The following is an 18,430-nucleotide window of genomic DNA, read 5'->3' as shown; positions in this document are numbered from 1 at the left end:
CCAAGTCTTGGGTCTCGGTGGATGATCGGCAGCCTACCGTATCACTTAACCACAAAACCGTGCGCGAACGGATCGCGGTCGTCGATGAAGATGGTGTTCAGGCCGGTCATCCGCGCCCAGCCGCCGATCGAGGGAATGATGGCCGGCTTGCCGGCGACGGTGACGTCCTTTTCGACCTTGCCCTCGAACAGCGAACCGATGATCGATTCATGGACGAAGCTGTCGCCTGCCTTGAGCTTTCCCTTGGCATGAAGCTGCGCCATGCGCGCCGAGGTGCCGGTGCCGCAAGGTGAACGGTCGATGGCCTTGTCGCCATAGAAGACGGCGTTGCGCGCATCCGCGCCCGCTACCGTCGGCTTGCCCGTCCACAGCATGTGGGACAGCCGGTTGATGCCGGGGTTTTCCGGATGCACGAACGAGTACTTCTCGTTGAGCCGCTGCCGCACCACGGGGCTCCAGGCGATGAAATCGCTGGCGGAATAATCAGCGATGTCGCGAAAATTCGCCTGCGGCTCGACGATTGCGTAGAAATTGCCGCCATAGGCGACATCGACAGTGATCTCGCCAAGCTGCGGGCAGTCGACCGTCAGTCCCTCGGCATAAAGGAAGGACGGCACATTCGTGATGCGCACCTCCTCGACATAGTCGCCGACTTGTTTGTATTCGGCGATAACCAGCCCGGCCGGTGTGTCGAGCCGGAGCACGCCGGGTGTCTTCGGCTTGATCAGCCCATGTTCGATGGCCATCGTCACCGTGCCGATCGTGCCGTGGCCGCACATCGGCAGGCAGCCCGACGTCTCGATGAACAGGATGGCTATGTCGCAATCCTCGCGCGTCGGCGGATAGAGGATCGAGCCCGACATGACATCGTGGCCGCGCGGCTCGAACATCAGCCCGGTGCGGATCCAGTCATACTCCGCCAGGAAATGCGCCCGCCGCTCCATCATCGTCGACCCCTGAAGCAAAGGGCCGCCGCCGGCGACCAGCCGCACCGGATTGCCGCAGGTATGGCCGTCGATGCAAAAGAAGGATTTTTTGGCCATGATTTCCTCGAACTCAAAACCGTTGCGGGCTGAAGGGAGCAAGATCGATCGGCGAAGTTTGCCCGAGAACAAGATTGCGGATCAAGCGGCCGGTGGCCGCCGCCTGGGTCAGGCCGAGATGGCCATGGCCGAAGGCGTAGACAACGTTGGGCGCGGTTCGCGCCGTGCCGATCACCGGCAGCGAATCCGGCAGCGACGGGCGATAGCCCATCCACTCGCGGCCGCCTGACGCGTCCAGCCCCGGAAGGAACTGTCTGGCTTTTTCCAGCATGGCCTTCGAGCGCGCAAAATTCGGCGGCCGGTCGAGACCGCCCAACTCGACGGCGCCGCCGACGCGCAAGCCCGTCTCGAGTGGCGTGATGACGAAGCCATGGCCGGAAAAGATCAGCATCCGCTGCACGTCGAAAGCGGTCTTCGGCAGTGTCGTGTTGTAGCCGCGCTCGGTTTCGAGCGGGATGGTGTCGCCAAGCGCCTTCGTCAGCAGATGCGACCATGCCCCGGCGGCCACGACAAGATGTCTTGCCTGCCTGGTCGTGCCGTCCGTCAGCGTCAGCGTCGCGCCATCAGGATTGGCGGCGACGCGCTCTATGCGCGCCTTTTCGAAACGCGCGCCCAGCCTTTCGGCATAGGCCCACACCCCCTTGCCGAGCAGTTTCGGATCGGCGACGGTCTTCCAGCCCGGCACGAAGGTGCCCTTGATGAAGCGCGGCGACAGTCCCGGCTGCAGCCGCGCCAGTTCGTCGCCTTCGACATGGCGAAAGCCGATGCCGAAGCGCTCGCGCGCCGCCCAGCCCGGCAGCCCGGCCTGAAATTCGGCCTCGCTTTCATAAAGCTCCAGCGAGCCGTCCTCGCGCAGCATCAGCCGCGTGCCGGAACGGTCGAGCAGGCCCATCCATTCAGCCTCGGCGAGCTTCATCATGCCTGCCTGAGCAGCAAGGCTCGCCTCATATTTTTCTGGTGCGCCAGCGCGCCAGAAGCGCAACAGCCAAGGCAACAGCTTCGGCAAGTAGGCCGGCGGGATGCTGAGTGGCCCGAGCGGATCGGCAAGCCATTTCGGCAAGTGCCGCATCATGCCCTTATGCGCCAGCGGCAGCACGTCGGAGAAGGCGAAGGCGGCGGCATTGCCGGAGCTCGTCTCCTTGCAGATGCCGGTGCGGTCGAAGACCGTGACGCTGCGCCCGGCCTCGGCCAGCATGGCCGCCGCGCAGATGCCGACAATGCCGCCACCGACAATGGCGATATCTACCCTCTCTCCCCGTTCACGGGGAGAAGGGGCCCTAAGGGCGGATGAGGGGCGGCGGCCCTCCTCTGTGTCCCTGGAATTTCCTTGCACGTCGGCGCTGCCCCTCATCTGGCTGCCGCCATCTTCTCCCCGTGCACGTGCACGGGGAGAAGAAAGCCTTCAGAACTGCGGCAGCTTCGGCCGTACCGCCAGCGCGTCCTTGACGATCTTCTCGACCGCTTTGCGGCGCTCGCCCGACAGCGGCTGGCGCGGCATGCGCACGCGGTCATTTGTGTCGATCGCGAGCACTTCGGCAAGCTTGATGTTTTGGACCAGATAGGTCGAGACATCGAGATCGAGCAGCGGCCGGAACCAGCGATAGATCGAAAGCGCCTCCTCGCGGCGGCCCTGCTTCATCAACTGGTAGATGGCGACTGTCTCGCGCGGGAAGGCGACGACCAGACCCGCCACCCAGCCGATGGCGCCCACCGACAGCGCCTCGAAGGCGAGATTGTCGACGCCGGTGAACAGATCGTAGCGGTCGCCGAAGCGGTTGATGATCTCTGTCGAGCGGCGGATGTCGTCGGAGGACTCCTTGATGGCGACGAAGCGCTTGTCGGCGGCCAGTTCTTCCATCTGGCCGACGGTAACGTCGACGCGGTAGGCGAGGCGGTTGGAGTAGATCATCACCGGCAGGTCGCCGGCCTGAGCGACGGCGCGCAAGGCGGCGACCGTCTCTTCCGGGTTGGTGTGATAGATCGGGCTCGGCACCACCATCAGCCCGTTGGCGCCTTCCCGGCTCGCGCGCTTTGCGATGCTCGCCGCCTCCCGGGTGCCTGCCTCGTTGACCGTCAGCAGAACCGGCTTGCTGCCGGCAACTTTCTGGGCAGTCTTCAGCACCTCGATCTTCTCGTCATGCGACAGCATCGGCCCTTCGCCGAGCGAACCGCAGACGATGATACCGTCGCAGCCTGCCTCCATCTGCAACGCAAAGCAGCGCTCCATTTCGGCATGGTCGAGGCGGCCGTCTTCGGTGAATTTGGTCGTGACGGCGGGGAAAACTCCGGTCCACATGATCGTCTCTCCATCTGATATATCAGGCGTATATCTGTTGGAAAACCGGCTGTCAATGCGGAATCCGTTGTGATATATGGAAGATATATCAGGAGCCCACCTTTGATATTCAGTGAGACAGCATACCCCGAGCCGGCCGCCGCCAAGGCCTACCATGTACTCGAGCATATGATCGTGACGCTGGAACTGGCGCCGGCGAGCTTCTTGACGGAAGGCGCGCTGATCGAAAAGCTGGCGCTAGGACGCACGCCGGTGCGCGAAGCGATCCAGCGCCTCGCCTGGGAAGGACTGCTGGATGTCAGGCCACGCGCCGGCATCGCCATTGCCCCGCTGCATCCCGGCGACTGGCTGCGCGTGCTGGATGCCAGGCGCGGTGTCGAGGTGGTGCTGGCGCGCTCGGCCGCCCGCTTCGTCACCCGTGAGGCCGCCGACCTGTTTCATGAGGCAGCCCTTGCCATGCAGAAGGCCGTCATCTCGGGCAATGTGCTGGCCTTCATCCAGGCCGACAAGGCGCTCGACGAGGCCTTGGCGATGGCCGCCGACAACCCGTTTGCGGCCCGTCTGGCCGCGCCCCTGCAGACCCACAGCCGCCGCTTCTGGTTCCGCTACAAGGCCGACACAGGACTGGCCGAATCGGCCGAACACCACGTCGCGCTAATCCGCTCGATCCTGGCCGGTGACGAAGAGGCTGCCGCCAAGGACGCCAAACGCCTTATGGCACTGCTGCGCGGCCATGCCGAAGTGGCCGCCACACGCTGAACTCCGTCTCTGCTCCAGACTTCCGACCGGTCTTTATCAGGTGCCCGGCAAGACTGCTGCCATAGCCGCCCCGTCCCAGCCTTCGCCAGCCGTGATGATGCAGCTTTGGCCGCGTGTGTCGGTGGCCAGGATGGTCCAGGTGCCCTGGTCGGAGACGAAGATCTCAAGCACCACATTCGGGTTCACCAGGCCACGTGCGGCTTGGCTTTCGTGGAACTTCTCGCCGAGCGCCTTGACCAGGTCGGTCCGCGCCGCGCATTGATCGGCTTTGGCCTGGGCGATGCCGGACATCGCGAACACCGCAAAGAACATCGCCGCCACAAGACGTCGTGTCATCTGACACCTCCTTGCGCCAGACGAGAACCCCGGCTGCAACCGGCGCTATTTTGATGGCCTGCACCACGGCAGGAATGCAATTTAAGGCAGATGACAGGCTCTTGGTTCCATCGCTTTAACGTGATGGCCAATGTCGGTTTCGTACAAAGAAAGGCCCAGGACGTTGAACCCAGGCCTTCTTGCCGATCTTCGAAATCGTCCGGTCAGTTCATCGTCGGGATGACGAACTCGGCACCGTCCTTGACGCCGGAGGGCCAGCGCGAGGTCACCGTCTTGGTCTTGGTGTAGAAGCGGAACGCGTCCGGGCCGTGCTGGTTGAGGTCGCCGAAGGACGACGCCTTCCAGCCGCCGAACGTGTAGTAAGCGATCGGAACCGGGATCGGCACGTTGATGCCGACCATGCCGACCTGGACGCGCGAAGCAAAATCACGAGCAGCATCACCGTCACGGGTGAAGATGGCGACGCCATTGCCCATCTCATGATCGTTGGCTAGCTTGATGGCGCTCTCATAGGTCGGCGCACGCACCACCGACAGCACCGGGCCAAAAATCTCTTCCTTGTAGATGCGCATGTCGGCGGTCACATTGTCGAACAGGCAGCCGCCCATATAGTAGCCATCCTCGTAGCCCTGCATGGAGAAGCCGCGGCCATCGACGACCAGCTTGGCGCCTTCCTTGACGCCGGTGTCGACATAACCCTTGACGCGTTCCAATGCCTGCGCCGTGATCAGCGGGCCGAAATCGGCGGACGAATCCGTCGACGGGCCGACTTTGAGGCTTTCGACACGCGGGATCAGCTTTTCCATCAGCCGGTTAGCGGTGTCGTTGCCGACGGGAACGGCAACCGAGATCGCCATGCAGCGCTCGCCGGCCGAGCCGTAGCCCGCGCCGATCAGCGCATCGACGGTCTGGTCCATGTCGGCGTCGGGCATGATGACCATGTGGTTCTTGGCGCCGCCAAAGCACTGCACGCGTTTTCCCGCCGCCGTGCCGCGCGAATAGATGTAATGCGCGATCGGCGTCGAGCCGACAAAGCCGATAGCCTTGATATCAGGATCGTCGAGGATGGCGTCGACGACGTCCTTGTCGCCATTGACGACGTTGAGGACGCCAGCCGGCAGGCCAGCCTCGAGGAACAGTTCGGCGATGCGCATCGGCACGCCAGGGTCACGCTCGGAAGGCTTCAGGATAAAGGCGTTGCCGCAGGCCAGCGCCGGGGCAATCTTCCACAGCGGGATCATGGCCGGGAAATTGAACGGGGTGATGCCGGCAACGACGCCAAGCGGCTGGCGCATCGAATAGACATCGATGCCGGGGCCGGCGCCGTCGGTGAACTCGCCCTTCATCATGTGCGGCGCACCGATGCAGACTTCGACGACTTCGAGGCCGCGCTGGATGTCGCCCTTGGCGTCGGCAATGGTCTTGCCGTGCTCGCGCGCCAGGAGATCGGCCAGTTCGTCATAGTCGCGGGCAACCAGTTCCAGAAACTTCATCAGCACGCGCACACGCCGCTGCGGGTTGGTCGCAGCCCATTTGATCTGTGCTTCCTTGGCATTCAGGACAGCCGCACGCAGTTCCGCCGGCGAAGCCAGCGCCACCGTGCCGCGCACCGAGCCGTCCATGGGCTGCATGACGTCCTGCTTGCGCCCGCTGGTCCCGGCGACATGCTTGCCGCCGATGAAATGACCGTATTCGATCATGGTTTCTCTCCCTGAGTTTGTGATGAAGCATTCAACGCCTTTGCAGGCGCGAAGGCAACGCGAGGGGAAACGCAACCGTTGTGCAAGAAATAGACAACGGAGGACGAGTGTGCATTAATTGCCGCAAATTACAGATTGCTGAAGGCCCGAAGGTTGCGCTCCGTCACACCCCCCTCTGTCCTGCCGGACATCTCCCCCGCAAGGGGGGAGATCAGATGTGGCCGCCGCCTTCGCAAATCTTCAACGCAGCAAAAGAGACGCAGGTGGCGGAGCTGCCAATCTCCCTCCTTGCGGGGGAGATGGCCGGCAGGCCAGAGGGGGGTGGGCGGGAACGCCGCGTTCGCCGCTAGCCCGGACCACCCCCATGAACTGGGATGACGTCCGCATCTTCCTCGCCGTGGCCCGCGCCGGGCAGATCCTTGGCGCCGCCAAGCGGCTGGAACTCAATCACGCCACCGTCTCGCGCCGCATCGCAGCGCTTGAGGATGCGTTACGCACAAAACTGTTTCGCCGGCTTACCACCGGCAGCGAGCTGACGCCGGCCGGCCAGCGCTTTCTCGACATTGCCGAGCGTATGGAAGCCGACATGATCGCCGCGCGCTCCGCCGTGTCGGGCGAAGGCGACGATATCTCAGGCACCGTGCGCATCGGCGCGCCCGACGGGTTTGGCGTTGCATTCCTCGCCACGCGTCTTGGCGCGCTGACCGCGCTGCACCGCGAACTCACCATCCAGCTGGTGCCGGTGCCGCGTTCCTTCTCGCTGTCGCGGCGCGAGGCCGACATCGCCATCACCGTCGAGCGGCCGACCGAAGGCAGGCTGGTGGCGGGAAAGCTGGTCGACTACACCCTCGGCCTGTTTGCCTCGCGCGACTATGCGCAGGCGCACGGCTTACCGGAGACCGCTGCCGAACTCGGCCAGCATACGCTGATCGGCTATGTCCCAGACCTGATCGTCAGCCCGTCGCTCGACTATGCGGCGGAGTTCAGCCCGGACTGGCGCACCAGCTTCGCCATCTCCTCAGCGCTGGGCCAGGCCGAAGCGGTGCGCTCGGGCGCTGGCATCGGCATCTTGCACACCTTTGTCGCCCGCTCGATGCCGGAGCTGATCCCCGTCGACATCGTGACGCCGATCCGCCGCGCCTACTGGCTGGTCTATCATGAATCGGTCCGACCGCTGCGCCGCGTGCAGATCGTCGCCAACTTCATCACCAAGGCGGTCGAGAGAGAGCGCGGGCTGTTTGTCTGATGGCCGCGCCGCCTTGCCCTCGCCACAAAATCGGCCAGTGTGGCAACAAGCGCGATGTCGCCTATCATTAAGGATTGGCTGCGCCGGGTGGGACACTTTTTTGCAAAGCTGGTGCGGATCAAAATGCGAGCGGTGCTCGCCATCTTGCCGCTTGTCGCGCTTTCCGCCTGCGCCAATCCATGGACCGTAGTTCCGGAAGCCGAACTGCCCAAGCCGGTCCGTATCGCAATGGCCCGCCCGTCGCCTTTCGTCTTCGGCAATTACTGCGGTCCCGGCACCCGCACCGGCGACCTCTCGGCTCGCCCTGTCAATCGCCTCGACAGCGCCTGCCAAATCCATGACGCCTGCTACATTGCGCGCCATAATCATTGCGACTGCGACGGCGCGCTCGTCGCCTCGGCAAAGGCGATCCGTGATGACAAGACAGCGCCGAAAAAGATGCGCGGCGAGGCCGAGCTTTTGATCGCCACTTTCGCGCTTCCCGTCTGCAAGGTGTTTCCGCATGGCTTCCTGCCGCCGCGCGATCCGGCTGAACTGAAGACGATGAACGGTGCGACCGGATGAACCGCGCCATCTGCCTGGCCTTGGCCGGGCTGGGGCTGGCGGCCCTTGCCGGTTGCGCCGCCCCGATCCGGCACAGCTGCGATTTCTTCCCCGATGCGAAGGATTGCGGCCGGCCGTCGGTATCGGCCGGCACGCCCGAACCGCAGACTGCAGCAGCAGCGTTTTTCGGCGATGCCGGTGCCAGCGACTATGAAAGGCAGTTTCTGGCGCTGCTCGCCCACAACCAGATCGGGGCCATCGACAGGGCGAACGGCACCGGTCCGTTCGGACATGACCGCCACGCCATCGCCAACCGCGATTTCCAGGCCACCTACCGGACGCTGGAACGGCTGGCGAAGCCGGTTACCGCCGAACAGATGCCGGCAGTGAGCGGCACAGCCGGCGAAGGCCATTTCAACGGCCGTTGGCGCGTGTCGCGGCAGACGCTCTATGTCAACGCCGCCGCGCGGCCCTCCGCGCCAAAGACGTTCAGCTTTTCCGGCCTGCAGGCGCGCTCGGTCGAGATCGTGATGCGCCAGGCGGGAAAGCAGCCGGTTGAGATATCGGGCGCCTGCGACGGGGCGCTGGCGATTCGCGCCGGCGGTGGCTCGCGCAGCGTGGCGAGCGGTGCCGCCTTCCGCCTCCGCCTGTCGGCCGGGCAAACCGCCAGCCTGTTCCCCAGCGATGGTTTGAACCGCTGCAGTCTCAAGCTCAGCTCCAGTCTGGCGCCGGCAGGCGCCCCGCTCACCATCCTGCGCGAAGAGGTTGCCTATCCGGCGATAGCCGCGCTCGACAGCCGCTACGAGCGTTGTCCAGTGCCCGGTCCATCCGGCCTGGATGAACTCGCCCGCGTCTTCTCCGCCGGCCGCTGGCTGTCGCAGAGCTGTTCGCTGCCGCTCGGGTCACCGCGCCTGTTACGCAAGTCGCGCGACGGCTTCAACGCCAAGGTCGAAGCGCTGCTCGGCGCGCCTTTACCCGACAGCGCCTTTGACAAGGCCGACCCCGAACTGCCGCTCGATTTCTCGCGCGCGCCGAAACTCAAGCTGGTCTATCTGTCGTCGCTGGAGTTCAAGGCCGATTTTTCCGGCCGCGTCATCGAGCGGCTGATCCGCCATCACGCAGCCCTCGGCACCAAAGTGCGCATCATGGTCACAGACGTGCTGGAGCGCGACAAGGACGATGCGCTGCTGCACCGGCTGGCGGCCGATTATCCCAATGTCGAGTTGCAGGAATATCGTTGGCGGGCCGACCACGGCGCGCCGGTCGACGAGCAACTGTCACAGCTGCACAAGACCCATCACGTCAAGATGCTGGCGACACTTGCCGAGGATCCAGCCCGCTCGCGCGTCATCATCGGCGGCCGCAACATTCATGACGGCTTCCTGTTCCACAAGCCGATCGACCTGTCGCGCTATCCGAACCTCGAGCAATACGGCAAGACCGACGGCCTCTCGCTCAACTACTATTCGAACTGGAGCGATTTCGACATCGAGTTTGCCGACCCGGCCACGGTCGAGACGCTGGCCGCGCATCTCTCGACATTGTGGCTGCGCGACGCCGACACCAACATCGCAAGACCCTTCTCCATTCCGGTGCGCTCCGACAGCCGGCGCCTGCCGGGCACGGTGCGCCATTTCATTTCCGTGCCCTACGAGGACAACCATGCGCTCGAGACCTATTTCGTCGAGCTGATCGACACTGCCCGGCACCATATCGAGATCGTCAATCCCTACCTTAATCTGACGCCGAAGCTCAGCCTGGCCATCGAGCGGGCGCTGGCGCGCGGCGTCAGGATCGACATTGTCGGCCGCATCGACCTCAAGGGCGATATTGGCGGCAAGCTGCTGACCGCGCTCAACAAGCTGTTCGTCGAGAGATATGGCGACCGCATCAACATCCGCGAATTCAAGGCGCCCGATGTCGTGCTGCACTCCAAGATCATGATGATCGACGAAAGGCTGGTGACGATCTCGTCGGTCAATCTCAACAACCGCAGTTTCTTCCACGATCTGGAGAACGGCATGACGGTGCTCGACCCTGCCTTCTACGCCAGGATGCAGCCGGTCTATGACGACTATGTCGCCCATTCGAACCCGGTATCGACCAAGGTGACGATACCGTGGGCCTACCGATGGCTGTTCTCGAAGGGTTGGGTGAAGGAGGCGTTTTGAGGGGCTGGCGACGCTGAAGGAATGCCGTTCTGTAGCGATCCTTTACACCCCTCTGTCCGGTAGGACAGAGGGGGTGCTGGCCCGCGAGCTTTAAAAAGCACCCCTACCTCAAATACCGCTCCGGCCCCAGCTCCCGCACATCGATATCAGGCACCTTGCTGGAGATGATGTCGGACAGCACCTTGGCCGAGCCGCAGGCCATGGTCCAGCCAAGCGTGCCGTGCCCGGTGTTGAGATAGAGGTTGGAGAACTCGGTGCGGCCGACCAGCGGCGGCCCGTCCGGCGTCATCGGCCGCAGCCCGCACCAGAAGGACGCCGCCTTGAGGTCGCCGCCATCCGGGAACAGATCGCCGACCGAATGTTCGAGGGTGCGCCGGCGCGATTCATGCAGCCTGAGATCGAAGCCGGAAATCTCCGCCGTGCCGCCGACGCGGATGCGGTCGCCGAGCCTGGTGATCGCCACCTTGTAGGTTTCGTCCATTACCGTCGACACCGGGGCGGCGACCGCGTCCTTGATCGGAACGGTGATCGAATAGCCCTTGACCGGATAGACCGGGATCGGGCGCCTGAGCAGGCGCATGAAGCGTGCCGAATAGCTGCCCAGCGCCAGCACATAAGCGTCGGCCGCGCGCGAGCGCTGGTCGGTGCCGACGCTGACGATGCGATTGCGGTTCTTGGAGAAGCGCCGGATCTGCGTGCCGTACTCGAACGTGACGCCGCGCGCCACGCAGAGCTCGGCCAGCCGATCGGTGAACATCTTGCAGTCGCCAGTTTCGTCGCCGGGCAATCTCAGCCCGCCGACAAACTTTTCCCGCACGCCGGCCAGCGCCGGCTCGGCCCCAATGCAGCCTTCGGGATCGAGCAACTCGTAGGGAACGCCATATTTCTTCAGCACCTCGACATCGCCGCCGGTGCCGTCGATCTGCTTTTGCGTGCGAAACAGCTGCAGCGTGCCCTTGGTCCGCTCATCATAAGCGATGCCGGTCGCCTCGCGCAGCGCCTTCAGCGTGTCGCGGCTGTATTCGGCGAGCGGCACCATGCGCGCCTTGTTGATGGCGTAGCGATCCGCGGTGCAATTGCGCAGCATCTTGATGAGCCATGTCCACATATACGGATCGAAGGCCGGCCGCACCACCAGCGGGCCGTGCTTCATCAACAGCCACTTGATTGCCTTCAGCGGAATGCCGGGGCCGGCCCAGGGCGAAGCATAGCCCGGCGAGATCTCGCCGGCATTGGCGAAGCTGGTTTCCAGCGCCGGCCCTTTCTGGCGGTCGAACACCGTCACCTCGTGGCCGGCCTCAGCGAGATAATAGGCAGTGGTGACCCCGATAACGCCGCCGCCCAACACGAAGATCTTCATCGCATCACTCTCCACGACGACTTCCGTCAGAGGGCCGCCGCCTCCTGTCTGCCGGATTCTGCGGCGTCCGCCAAGGGGCGGCGTGTCGCGGCTCTATTCGTTGATATAGCGGCGGTGGAAGCGGGGGCCGAGACTGGTCAGGATTTCATAACCGATCGTGCCGGCATGACCGGCGGCGTCATCGACGCTCTGCGAGGGACCCAGGAGTTCGACAAGGTCGCCCTCGCGCAGCCGGCCGGCCGGCAGGGCCGAGATGTCGAGTATGATCGAATCCATCGACACCCGCCCGACAAAGGGCAGCCGCACGCCGTCGAGCCAGGCAGCCGAAGCCGCGCGCCGGTGCCAGCCATCGGCATAGCCGAGCGAGATAGTGGCCGCTCGCAAGGGACCACTGGCCAGAAACGCATGTCCGTAGCCGACGCCCGCGCCCTTATCGATGCCGCGTGTCTGGATAATCTTTGCCTCGAGCCGCACCACCGGCAGCATCGGGTTCGCCTCATCAGGTGTCGGATTGATGCCGTAGAGCGCAGCGCCCGGACGCGCGAGGTCGTACTGATAGCGCGGCCCAAGAAAGATGCCGGAGGAATTGTCGAGCGACGCCGGCGCCCTGGGCAGCATTTTGCGCAGCCGTTCGAATTCCCGAAGTTGCGCGTCATTGGCCGCATTGGTCGGTTCGTCGGCGCGGGCCAGATGGCTCATGACGAGGACGACATCGACGCCGGCGAAAGCATCGGCCGAAAGCGCCTCGACCTCTGCCGGCGCCATGCCCAGCCGCGACATGCCGCTGTCGACCTGGATGGCGGCCTTGAGCTTGCGGCCGGCCTTTTGGCCTGCCTCGCTCCACGCCTTCAGTTGCCCGGTGCTGTTGATGACGGGAACAAGGTCGGCGGCCACCGCTTCGGGTTCCGAGCCCGGCGGCAGGCCGTTCAGCACATGGATTTCCAGCTTCGGTCCGAGTGCGTCGCGCAGCGCGACACCCTCGGTGAGATGAGCGACAAAGAAGCTGTCGCAGCCTTCGGCAACCAGTGCCGCCGCCACTTGCCGCGCGCCGAGCCCGTAACCGTCGGCCTTGACGACGCCGGCGCAGCGCACGCCGCCGAGCTTTGCCTTGAGCCGCCGGTAATTCTCCCTGACCGCGCCGAGATCGATGGTGAGAATGGCGCCGGCCGCCGCTTCGCTGATCGGCTGCAAGCCGGCTTCCGGTGCAGAATGCAATGACTTCCCTGAGGCGCTGCTCATCCCCGCTCCTGACCAGAGCACGAAACAAACCCTATCAGTAAGGACAGATCATGGACGTCGCAACAGCGAGCCGCCTAAGCCAAATGCCGGAACGCCGTCACCACGTCCTCATAGACCTTGCGTTTGAACGGCACTATCAGATCGGGCAGGTCCTGCATTGGCCGCCATGCCCATTCATCGAATTCGGCGGTGTGGCCGCCCGGCGGCGGATTGATCTGGATCTCGCTGGCCTCGCCGTGAAAGCGGTAGGCGAACCATTTCTGCGTCTGGCCGCGATAACGCCCCTTGAGGGCTATGCCGACCAGATCGGGCGGCAGGTCGTAATTGATCCAGTGCGGCGCCTCGGCGAGCAGCGTGACCGAGCGCATGCCGGTCTCTTCATAGAGCTCGCGCCCGGCCGCCTGCAGCGGCTCCTCGCCCTCGTCGATGCCGCCTTGCGGCATCTGCCAGAGCTGCGTGGTCCCGGCGAATTCGCTGTCCGGCTCGGCGATGCGGTGCCCGACCCAGACCAGCCCGTCGCCATTGAGGATCATCAGTCCTACGCAAGGGCGGTAAGGCAGCGTCTCGGGGTCGACAGGTTTCTTCGTCATGATCAGCCTTTTTCCGGGTCGATGGCCACCGCCGAGATCGGCACGATCTCGATGCCGCGCTTTTTTGCTTCGACCACCCAGGACGCCACGGTATCGACGGTGAGGTCGAAGGCCGAGCCGATGCCGACGGCGGAGCCTTTGGCACGCGCGGTCGCTTCCAGCGCGTCGAGCTTTTTCAGAATGGCGCCGCGGTCCTGCACGGCATCGATTGCCGTATCGCCGGCAACGAACGGCACTCCGTCCTTCAAGGCGAGATCGGACGCCAGGCTCCGCGCGGACGAGCCGTCATCGACATAGGCAAGGCCACGCTTGCCGAGTTCGGCCATGAACGGTCCCATCGCCGTCGCGTCCGCCGAAAAGCGCGCCCCCATATAGTTCATGACGCCGGTATAGTTGGTGGTCCGCGACAGCGCCCAGCGCAGATTCTTCAGATTCTCGTCCGGGCTTGCCGCCACCGTCAGCGTGTTGCGGCCGGGATTGACGTTGGGATAGTCGAACGGTTCGAGCGGCACCTGCATGACCACCTCATGCCCGCTCTGCCGTGCCGCCTGCATCCACCGGCCGATGCTGTTGCCTTGCGGCGCAAAAGCCAGCGTCACTTCGGCCGGCAGCTTGGCGATCGCCGCCTGCGTGCCGGTCTGCGACACCGCAAGCCCGCCGATGACGATTGCCACGCGAGCGCCGCGCGAACCCGACCACGGCCGCGCATAGACATCGAACGGCCGCCGGCCGTCAGCGGCGCGAACCGGCAGCGGGCCGGTGTCGCTGGCCTCGATCAGCGCCCTGTCGGGGATATGCGCGATCTTCAGGTTCTGGCCGATCGTCGACGGGTCATGGATGACAATGGCTGCATTGGGCGGGCCGTCACCCTCCTGGGTTTGCACATGGATGATCTGCGGACCGCTGGCCTTGGGCGTTTCCGCCTTCGGCGCTGCCGCCGTCGCTTGAGCAGGGGGCGCTGCGGCCGCGGGCTCGGCCGCCGCCGTCACCCTCGGCGTCGAGACCGCGATTGCTTCCGGTTTGCGGAACGGCTTCTCGCGCAGCGCGATCGCGCCGGAGATGCCGACCGCGGCCAGCACGACCAGCGTCGCCGCGACGGCGCCAGCGCTGATCCCGCGCGACGCGGCACGCGGTCGGACGGTCTGTCCGAGCGGGCGTTCGATGTCCTTGCCGACGTCAGCCAAGCCGCATCCCCCGGCGCGTGATCAGCGAAATCTTCGCCATGCGCAGATCCAAAACTGACGGCGCGTCCCCTGCGCCTTTTGAGGCACAGCGCCCAGCTGCCCCCGAATCAAACTGCCGGAACCTCACGGTCCCGGCAGCATTGCATCGCTTCGATTGGGCAGCCAGAGCTACCAGTCGATTTCACTGGTTAAGTACTGCCTTCTCCGGATTCGGCGGGAATGCCGGATCGGTCTTTTGGCCGCGCAGCAGCTGTTCGGCATAGATCAGCTGCAGATCGTCCTTCGGATCCGGCGGCACATAGGCAGCCGAGCCCGAGCCGGTATCGCTCTCGTCGGCGCCCTTGATATGGCCCTTGAGGTCCGATTCGCCGCGCGTCAGGTCCCTGCCCTGCAGTTCGGGCGGCAGCGGCTGGTCGACCTTGATATCGGGCGTGATGCCCTTGCCCTGGATCGACTTGCCGGACGGCGTGTAATAGAGCGCCGTCGTCAGGCGCAGCGCGCCGTTCTCGCCAAGCGGGATGATGGTCTGCACCGAGCCCTTGCCGAACGACTGCGTGCCGACCACTGTGGCGCGGCGCAGATCCTGCAGCGCGCCGGCGACGATCTCGGAGGCGCTGGCCGAACCGCCATTGACGAGCACGATCAGCGGCTTGGCGCCGATGTCGTCGCCTGCCTTGGCGTCGAAGCGTGTGACGTCCTTCGGGTCGCGGCCGCGGGTCGAGACGATCTCGCCACGGTCGAGGAAGGCGTCGGACACGCTCACCGCCTGGTCGAGCAGGCCGCCCGGGTTGAGCCTGAGATCGAGCACATAGCCCTTGAGCTTGTCGTTCGGCACCTGCTTCTTGATCGTGTCGATGGCGTTCTCGAGGTCGTCATAGGTCTTTTCGGTGAAGGAGGTGATCTTCATGTAGCCGATGTCGTTCTCGACCCGGAACTTGACCGCCTTGACCTTGATGATATCGCGCACCACCGTCAACTCGATCGGCTTGTCGGCGCCTTGGCGCAGGATGGTCAGCTTGATCGGCGTGTTGACCAGGCCGCGCATCTTTTCGACCGCATCGTTGAGCGTCAGGCCGCGAACCTCTTGGCCGTCGATCTTGGCGATATAGTCGCCGGCCAGCACGCCTGCCTTGGCAGCCGGGGTGTCGTCGATCGGCGTGATCACCTTGACCAGGTCGTTCTCCATGGTGACCTCGATGCCGAGGCCGCCGAACTCACCCTTGGTCTGCACGCGCATGTCCTGCGCCTGCTCGGCATTCATGTAGGAGGAGTGCGGATCGAGCGAGGTGAGCATGCCGTTGATGGCGTTTTCGACCAGCGACTTGTCGTCCGGCGGCGTCACATACTGCGCCCGCACGCGCTCGAAGATGTCGCCGAAGATCGCCAGTTGCTTGTAGGTCTCGGAGCCTGCAGCGTTCGCCGTCGAGCCGGGCGCGCCATAGACCAGGCTCATCGCTGACGCGCCCATCAGCGCACCGGCAATAAGAAGCGACAGTTTCCGCATCATTTCACGTCCTTCCAGAGAAGCGGTCCGCCCACCATGGGGTCGGATCGACGGGTTTTCCATCCTTGCGGAACTCGACATAGAGTTCCGGCGTGGCATTTCCATTCTTCGAGGCCGAGGTGCTTGCCACCCGGGCCTCTCCCATCGCGCCGACCGGCTCTCCTGCGAGCACCGACTGGCCAGACGCGACGCTGATTCTGCTCATCCCCGCCAGAACGACATGATAGCCGTCTCCCGCATTGAGGATCAAGAGTTGACCATAGGAGCGAAAAGGCCCCGCATAAAGCACATTTCCGTCCGCCGGTGCCGTGACGATGGCTCCCGATTGTGTCGCAACCATGTCGCCAAGCATCACCGCGCCGTTACCGTCATCGGCCCCGAAACGCAGCTTGATCTTGCCGGTGACCGGCAGCGAGACTTGTCCCTGAAGTGCCGAAAACGGCGCGGCGGCGGTGAGGCGGTTGCCTTCCGGCACGGGCAGCGAAGCCAGCTCCGTCGACGCGGTTGTGCCTGCATCGGCGTTATCGGCGTCGGGCTTATCGCTGTCGGCCGCTTTCTGTTCGCCTGCCTTGACGGCATCCGCCGCCTTGCGGCTCTTGTCGACTTCAAGCGAAGCGATCAGCTCTTTCAGGCTGCCGGCCTTGGCCGCAAGCGCCTGGGACCGCTGCTTTTCGGCGGCCATCGCCGTCCAGGTGTCCGCCTCGAGCTTCTGCTTGGCTTCGAGCAGCATGGAGAGGCGTTTCTTTTCCGCCGTCTGCTCGCCGACCGCCGCTGTCAGCCGCGTCCGCTCGGCCTCGATCGAGCCCGTCACCCGGGTCTGTTCCCTGAGGTCGGCCAGCAATTTGTCGGTCTGCTGGCGCAGTTCGGGCACCACTGCGCCGAGCAGGATGGCGCTGCGCACCGACGACAGTGCGTCTTCCGGCTTGACCAGGATCGCCGGCGGCGGATTGAGCCCCATGCGCTGCAGCGCCCCCAGCACCTCGGCCAGCACGTCGCGCCGCGCCGCCAGCGAGACACGGATCTTCTGTTCCTCGCCCTTCAGTCCTTCGAGCCTGGCGCCGATATCCTCGATGTCCTGGCCGAGCTTCTGCTCGGTCATCGCCGACTGGATAAGCGCCGCGGTGATCGAGGCATGGTCCTTCTTGACCGAAGCAATGTCGGCGGCGAGCTTGGCCAGCCGTTCGGACGACAGCGTGATCTCGGCCGACACCTTCTCATATTCGGCACGGCTCAGATCGGGGTCGGGCGCCACGTCCAGCGTATTTTCGGCCCGCGCAAGCCCGAGCGACAGCAAAACCACCGCTGCAGCGATGCCGCAGCGCGCGTGCCGGAAGCCCGTTCGTGATTTCCCGTTGTCAGCCATTGAAGCCCGACTCTATGCGTGGCTTCGTTAACGAACCATCAACCATGATCGAACCGAAGCCTAGCACAAAACAGCCGCGCATTGGGGCGGAAATCCGGACGATTGATCCTCGACCCACTGATTTACGAACGGTGGTAGGGATGTCCTGAAAGAATCGTTGCCGCCCGATAGAGCTGCTCGCCCAGCATGACGCGCACCAGTTGGTGCGGCCATGTCGCCGCGCCGAACGAGACCATCAGCTCAGCCTGATCGCGAATCGACTGGTCGTGCCCGTCGGCGCCGCCAATGGCGATGACCAGCGCCTTGCGGCCGCCGTCGCGCAACTGGCCGATACGGTTGGCGAAATCGTCTGAGGACAGGTTCTTGCCGCGTTCGTCGAGCAGGAACAGCGCCGTGCCCGGCTGCAACTGTGCCTGCAGCTTCTGGCCTTCCTCGCGGCGGCGCTCATTGGCGTTCTGGGCGCGTCCCTCGGCGATCTCGGCGACACCAGAGAATTCGAGCCCGATCGCCGGGCCGCCCTTGGCGAAACGCTCGAAATAGCGGTCGGCGAGTTCTCTCTCGGGGCCGGTCTTCATCCGGCCCACGGCATGAACTGCTATCTTCATCCCTGCCTCGGCGAGCTTTCAATCCATGTCGCACCCAGGATGGTTACGACATGAGACGGAGCTCAGTGCAAGGTCTCTTCCTCGAGGTCCGGCGCCTGCCACATCTTTTCAAGATTGTAGAATTCGCGGACTTCTGGGCGGAAGACATGGACGATGATGTCGCCTGAATCGATCAGGACCCAGTCGGCGCCGGACAGCCCCTCGACGCGCGCCGTGCCGAGACCGGCATCCTTGAGCGCCTTGAGCAGGTGGTCGGCGACAGCCGAGACATGACGGTGCGACCGGCCCGACGCGATGACCATATAGTCGCCGAGGCTCGATTTCCGCTGAATGTCGATTGAGACAATATTTTCGGCCTTGGAGTCTTCCAGACTGGCAAGGACTGTCTTGATGGCACGGGACACGGCGTCATCTACGCTGATCCTGGCCGGCGAAGGCATGATGTCAGCCTTCTTCCGCAATGCTGTTCTCAGTGTATTTCCTTTCGCAGC

Annotated in this window: 17 protein-coding genes; 4 read left to right on the top strand and 13 right to left on the bottom strand. The window is 64.4% G+C overall.

The genetic code is table 11. The features are described 5' to 3' along the window. Window positions 1-41: 41 nt before the first annotated feature. From NKI32_RS12145 to NKI32_RS12135, 3 genes are read right to left on the bottom strand one after another with little or no spacing between them, the layout of a single operon-like run. Window positions 42-1,043, bottom strand: a complete 1,002-nt coding sequence (locus NKI32_RS12145; protein ID WP_023829296.1) for a 4-hydroxyproline epimerase — start codon at window positions 1,041-1,043, stop codon at window positions 42-44. Between the two features lie 13 nt (window positions 1,044-1,056). After that, window positions 1,057-2,394 carry an NAD(P)/FAD-dependent oxidoreductase gene (locus NKI32_RS12140; protein ID WP_031197165.1) on the bottom strand — a complete coding sequence of 446 codons (1,338 nt, stop codon included), beginning with the start codon at window positions 2,392-2,394 and terminating at the stop codon, window positions 1,057-1,059. 51 nt (window positions 2,395-2,445) lie between these two features. Next, window positions 2,446-3,339, bottom strand: a complete 894-nt coding sequence (locus tag NKI32_RS12135) for a dihydrodipicolinate synthase family protein (RefSeq protein WP_023744961.1) — start codon at window positions 3,337-3,339, stop codon at window positions 2,446-2,448. Window positions 3,340-3,408: 69 nt separating this feature from the next. Between NKI32_RS12135 and NKI32_RS12130 the strand changes: the two genes are divergently transcribed. Then, on the top strand, window positions 3,409-4,098 hold the full coding sequence (locus NKI32_RS12130) for a GntR family transcriptional regulator (RefSeq protein ID WP_502897942.1): 690 nt from the start codon (window positions 3,409-3,411) through the stop codon (window positions 4,096-4,098). Between the two features lie 36 nt (window positions 4,099-4,134). On the opposite strand, the gene NKI32_RS12125 is transcribed toward NKI32_RS12130, so the two are convergent. Then, the gene (locus tag NKI32_RS12125; protein WP_023728657.1) at window positions 4,135-4,434 is read right to left on the bottom strand and encodes a hypothetical protein; all 300 of its coding nucleotides are present in this window, start codon (window positions 4,432-4,434) and stop codon (window positions 4,135-4,137) included. Between the two features lie 203 nt (window positions 4,435-4,637). Further along, on the bottom strand, window positions 4,638-6,134 hold the full coding sequence (locus NKI32_RS12120) for a CoA-acylating methylmalonate-semialdehyde dehydrogenase (RefSeq protein ID WP_023728658.1): 1,497 nt from the start codon (window positions 6,132-6,134) through the stop codon (window positions 4,638-4,640). Window positions 6,135-6,498: 364 nt separating this feature from the next. Here NKI32_RS12120 and NKI32_RS12115 point away from each other — a divergent pair, with 364 nt between their 5' ends. From NKI32_RS12115 to NKI32_RS12105, 3 genes are all read left to right on the top strand, one after another. Further along, window positions 6,499-7,380, top strand: coding sequence for a LysR family transcriptional regulator (locus tag NKI32_RS12115; RefSeq protein ID WP_023728659.1), 882 nt, complete (start codon window positions 6,499-6,501; stop codon window positions 7,378-7,380). Between the two features lie 123 nt (window positions 7,381-7,503). Beyond that, entirely contained in the window at window positions 7,504-7,944 is a 441-nt protein-coding gene (locus NKI32_RS12110; RefSeq protein ID WP_023728660.1) for a phospholipase A2 family protein, read from the top strand. Further along, complete coding sequence (locus NKI32_RS12105) at window positions 7,941-10,094, top strand: phospholipase D-like domain-containing protein (RefSeq protein WP_353002711.1); 2,154 nt, start codon at window positions 7,941-7,943, stop codon at window positions 10,092-10,094. Before NKI32_RS12110 ends, NKI32_RS12105 begins: the two co-directional genes overlap by 4 nt. 103 nt (window positions 10,095-10,197) lie before the next feature. On the opposite strand, the gene NKI32_RS12100 is transcribed toward NKI32_RS12105, so the two are convergent. The 8 genes from NKI32_RS12100 to rsfS all read right to left on the bottom strand — a co-directional run bounded on the left by NKI32_RS12100 (window position 10,198) and on the right by rsfS (window position 18,379). Continuing rightward, window positions 10,198-11,454, bottom strand: coding sequence for a D-amino acid dehydrogenase (locus NKI32_RS12100; protein ID WP_023693156.1), 1,257 nt, complete (start codon window positions 11,452-11,454; stop codon window positions 10,198-10,200). Between the two features lie 93 nt (window positions 11,455-11,547). After that, window positions 11,548-12,693: an alanine racemase gene (alr, locus tag NKI32_RS12095; protein ID WP_353002709.1), complete on the bottom strand. Its 1,146-nt coding sequence runs from the start codon at window positions 12,691-12,693 to the stop codon at window positions 11,548-11,550. A 74-nt stretch (window positions 12,694-12,767) separates the two neighbouring features. Continuing rightward, window positions 12,768-13,283, bottom strand: a complete 516-nt coding sequence (locus NKI32_RS12090; protein WP_352520825.1) for an RNA pyrophosphohydrolase — start codon at window positions 13,281-13,283, stop codon at window positions 12,768-12,770. Window positions 13,284-13,285: 2 nt separating this feature from the next. Next, window positions 13,286-14,467 carry a divergent polysaccharide deacetylase family protein gene (locus tag NKI32_RS12085; RefSeq protein ID WP_353002708.1) on the bottom strand — a complete coding sequence of 394 codons (1,182 nt, stop codon included), beginning with the start codon at window positions 14,465-14,467 and terminating at the stop codon, window positions 13,286-13,288. A 181-nt stretch (window positions 14,468-14,648) separates the two neighbouring features. Then, window positions 14,649-15,974 carry a S41 family peptidase gene (locus tag NKI32_RS12080; RefSeq protein WP_023668701.1) on the bottom strand — a complete coding sequence of 442 codons (1,326 nt, stop codon included), beginning with the start codon at window positions 15,972-15,974 and terminating at the stop codon, window positions 14,649-14,651. A 1-nt stretch (window position 15,975) separates the two neighbouring features. Continuing rightward, window positions 15,976-17,334, bottom strand: coding sequence for a murein hydrolase activator EnvC family protein (locus tag NKI32_RS12075; RefSeq protein ID WP_353002706.1), 1,359 nt, complete (start codon window positions 17,332-17,334; stop codon window positions 15,976-15,978). A 122-nt stretch (window positions 17,335-17,456) separates the two neighbouring features. Further along, entirely contained in the window at window positions 17,457-17,939 is a 483-nt protein-coding gene (rlmH, locus tag NKI32_RS12070; protein WP_353002705.1) for a 23S rRNA (pseudouridine(1915)-N(3))-methyltransferase RlmH, read from the bottom strand. Window positions 17,940-18,001: 62 nt separating this feature from the next. Further along, window positions 18,002-18,379: a ribosome silencing factor gene (gene rsfS / locus NKI32_RS12065; RefSeq protein ID WP_023668698.1), complete on the bottom strand. Its 378-nt coding sequence runs from the start codon at window positions 18,377-18,379 to the stop codon at window positions 18,002-18,004. Between the last annotated feature and the right edge of the window lie 51 nt (window positions 18,380-18,430).

The sequence above is a fragment of the Mesorhizobium sp. M0761 genome (assembly GCF_040320205.1).
In the GTDB taxonomy this organism is placed as follows: domain Bacteria; phylum Pseudomonadota; class Alphaproteobacteria; order Rhizobiales; family Rhizobiaceae; genus Mesorhizobium.
Note: the sequence above shows the minus strand (reverse complement) of the source record. Positions and strands in the feature narration are given on the sequence as shown.

Excerpts from the sequence above, each read along its gene's own strand:
- NKI32_RS12125 (WP_023728657.1), bottom strand. The coding sequence starts at position 4,434 with ATGACACGACGTCTTGTGGCGGCGATGTTCTTTGCGGTGTTCGCGATG.
- NKI32_RS12145 (WP_023829296.1), bottom strand. The coding sequence starts at position 1,043 with ATGGCCAAAAAATCCTTCTTTTGCATCGACGGCCATACCTGCGGCAAT.
- NKI32_RS12090 (WP_352520825.1), bottom strand. The coding sequence starts at position 13,283 with ATGACGAAGAAACCTGTCGACCCCGAGACGCTGCCTTACCGCCCTTGC.
- alr (WP_353002709.1), bottom strand. The coding sequence starts at position 12,693 with ATGAGCAGCGCCTCAGGGAAGTCATTGCATTCTGCACCGGAAGCCGGC.
- NKI32_RS12115 (WP_023728659.1), top strand. The coding sequence starts at position 6,499 with ATGAACTGGGATGACGTCCGCATCTTCCTCGCCGTGGCCCGCGCCGGG.
- NKI32_RS12100 (WP_023693156.1), bottom strand. The coding sequence starts at position 11,454 with ATGAAGATCTTCGTGTTGGGCGGCGGCGTTATCGGGGTCACCACTGCC.
- NKI32_RS12105 (WP_353002711.1), top strand. The coding sequence starts at position 7,941 with ATGAACCGCGCCATCTGCCTGGCCTTGGCCGGGCTGGGGCTGGCGGCC.
- NKI32_RS12110 (WP_023728660.1), top strand. The coding sequence starts at position 7,504 with ATGCGAGCGGTGCTCGCCATCTTGCCGCTTGTCGCGCTTTCCGCCTGC.
- NKI32_RS12140 (WP_031197165.1), bottom strand. The coding sequence starts at position 2,394 with ATGAGGGGCAGCGCCGACGTGCAAGGAAATTCCAGGGACACAGAGGAG.
- NKI32_RS12120 (WP_023728658.1), bottom strand. The coding sequence starts at position 6,134 with ATGATCGAATACGGTCATTTCATCGGCGGCAAGCATGTCGCCGGGACC.
- NKI32_RS12135 (WP_023744961.1), bottom strand. The coding sequence starts at position 3,339 with ATGTGGACCGGAGTTTTCCCCGCCGTCACGACCAAATTCACCGAAGAC.
- rlmH (WP_353002705.1), bottom strand. The coding sequence starts at position 17,939 with ATGAAGATAGCAGTTCATGCCGTGGGCCGGATGAAGACCGGCCCCGAG.
- NKI32_RS12080 (WP_023668701.1), bottom strand. The coding sequence starts at position 15,974 with ATGATGCGGAAACTGTCGCTTCTTATTGCCGGTGCGCTGATGGGCGCG.
- rsfS (WP_023668698.1), bottom strand. The coding sequence starts at position 18,379 with ATGCCTTCGCCGGCCAGGATCAGCGTAGATGACGCCGTGTCCCGTGCC.
- NKI32_RS12075 (WP_353002706.1), bottom strand. The coding sequence starts at position 17,334 with ATGGCTGACAACGGGAAATCACGAACGGGCTTCCGGCACGCGCGCTGC.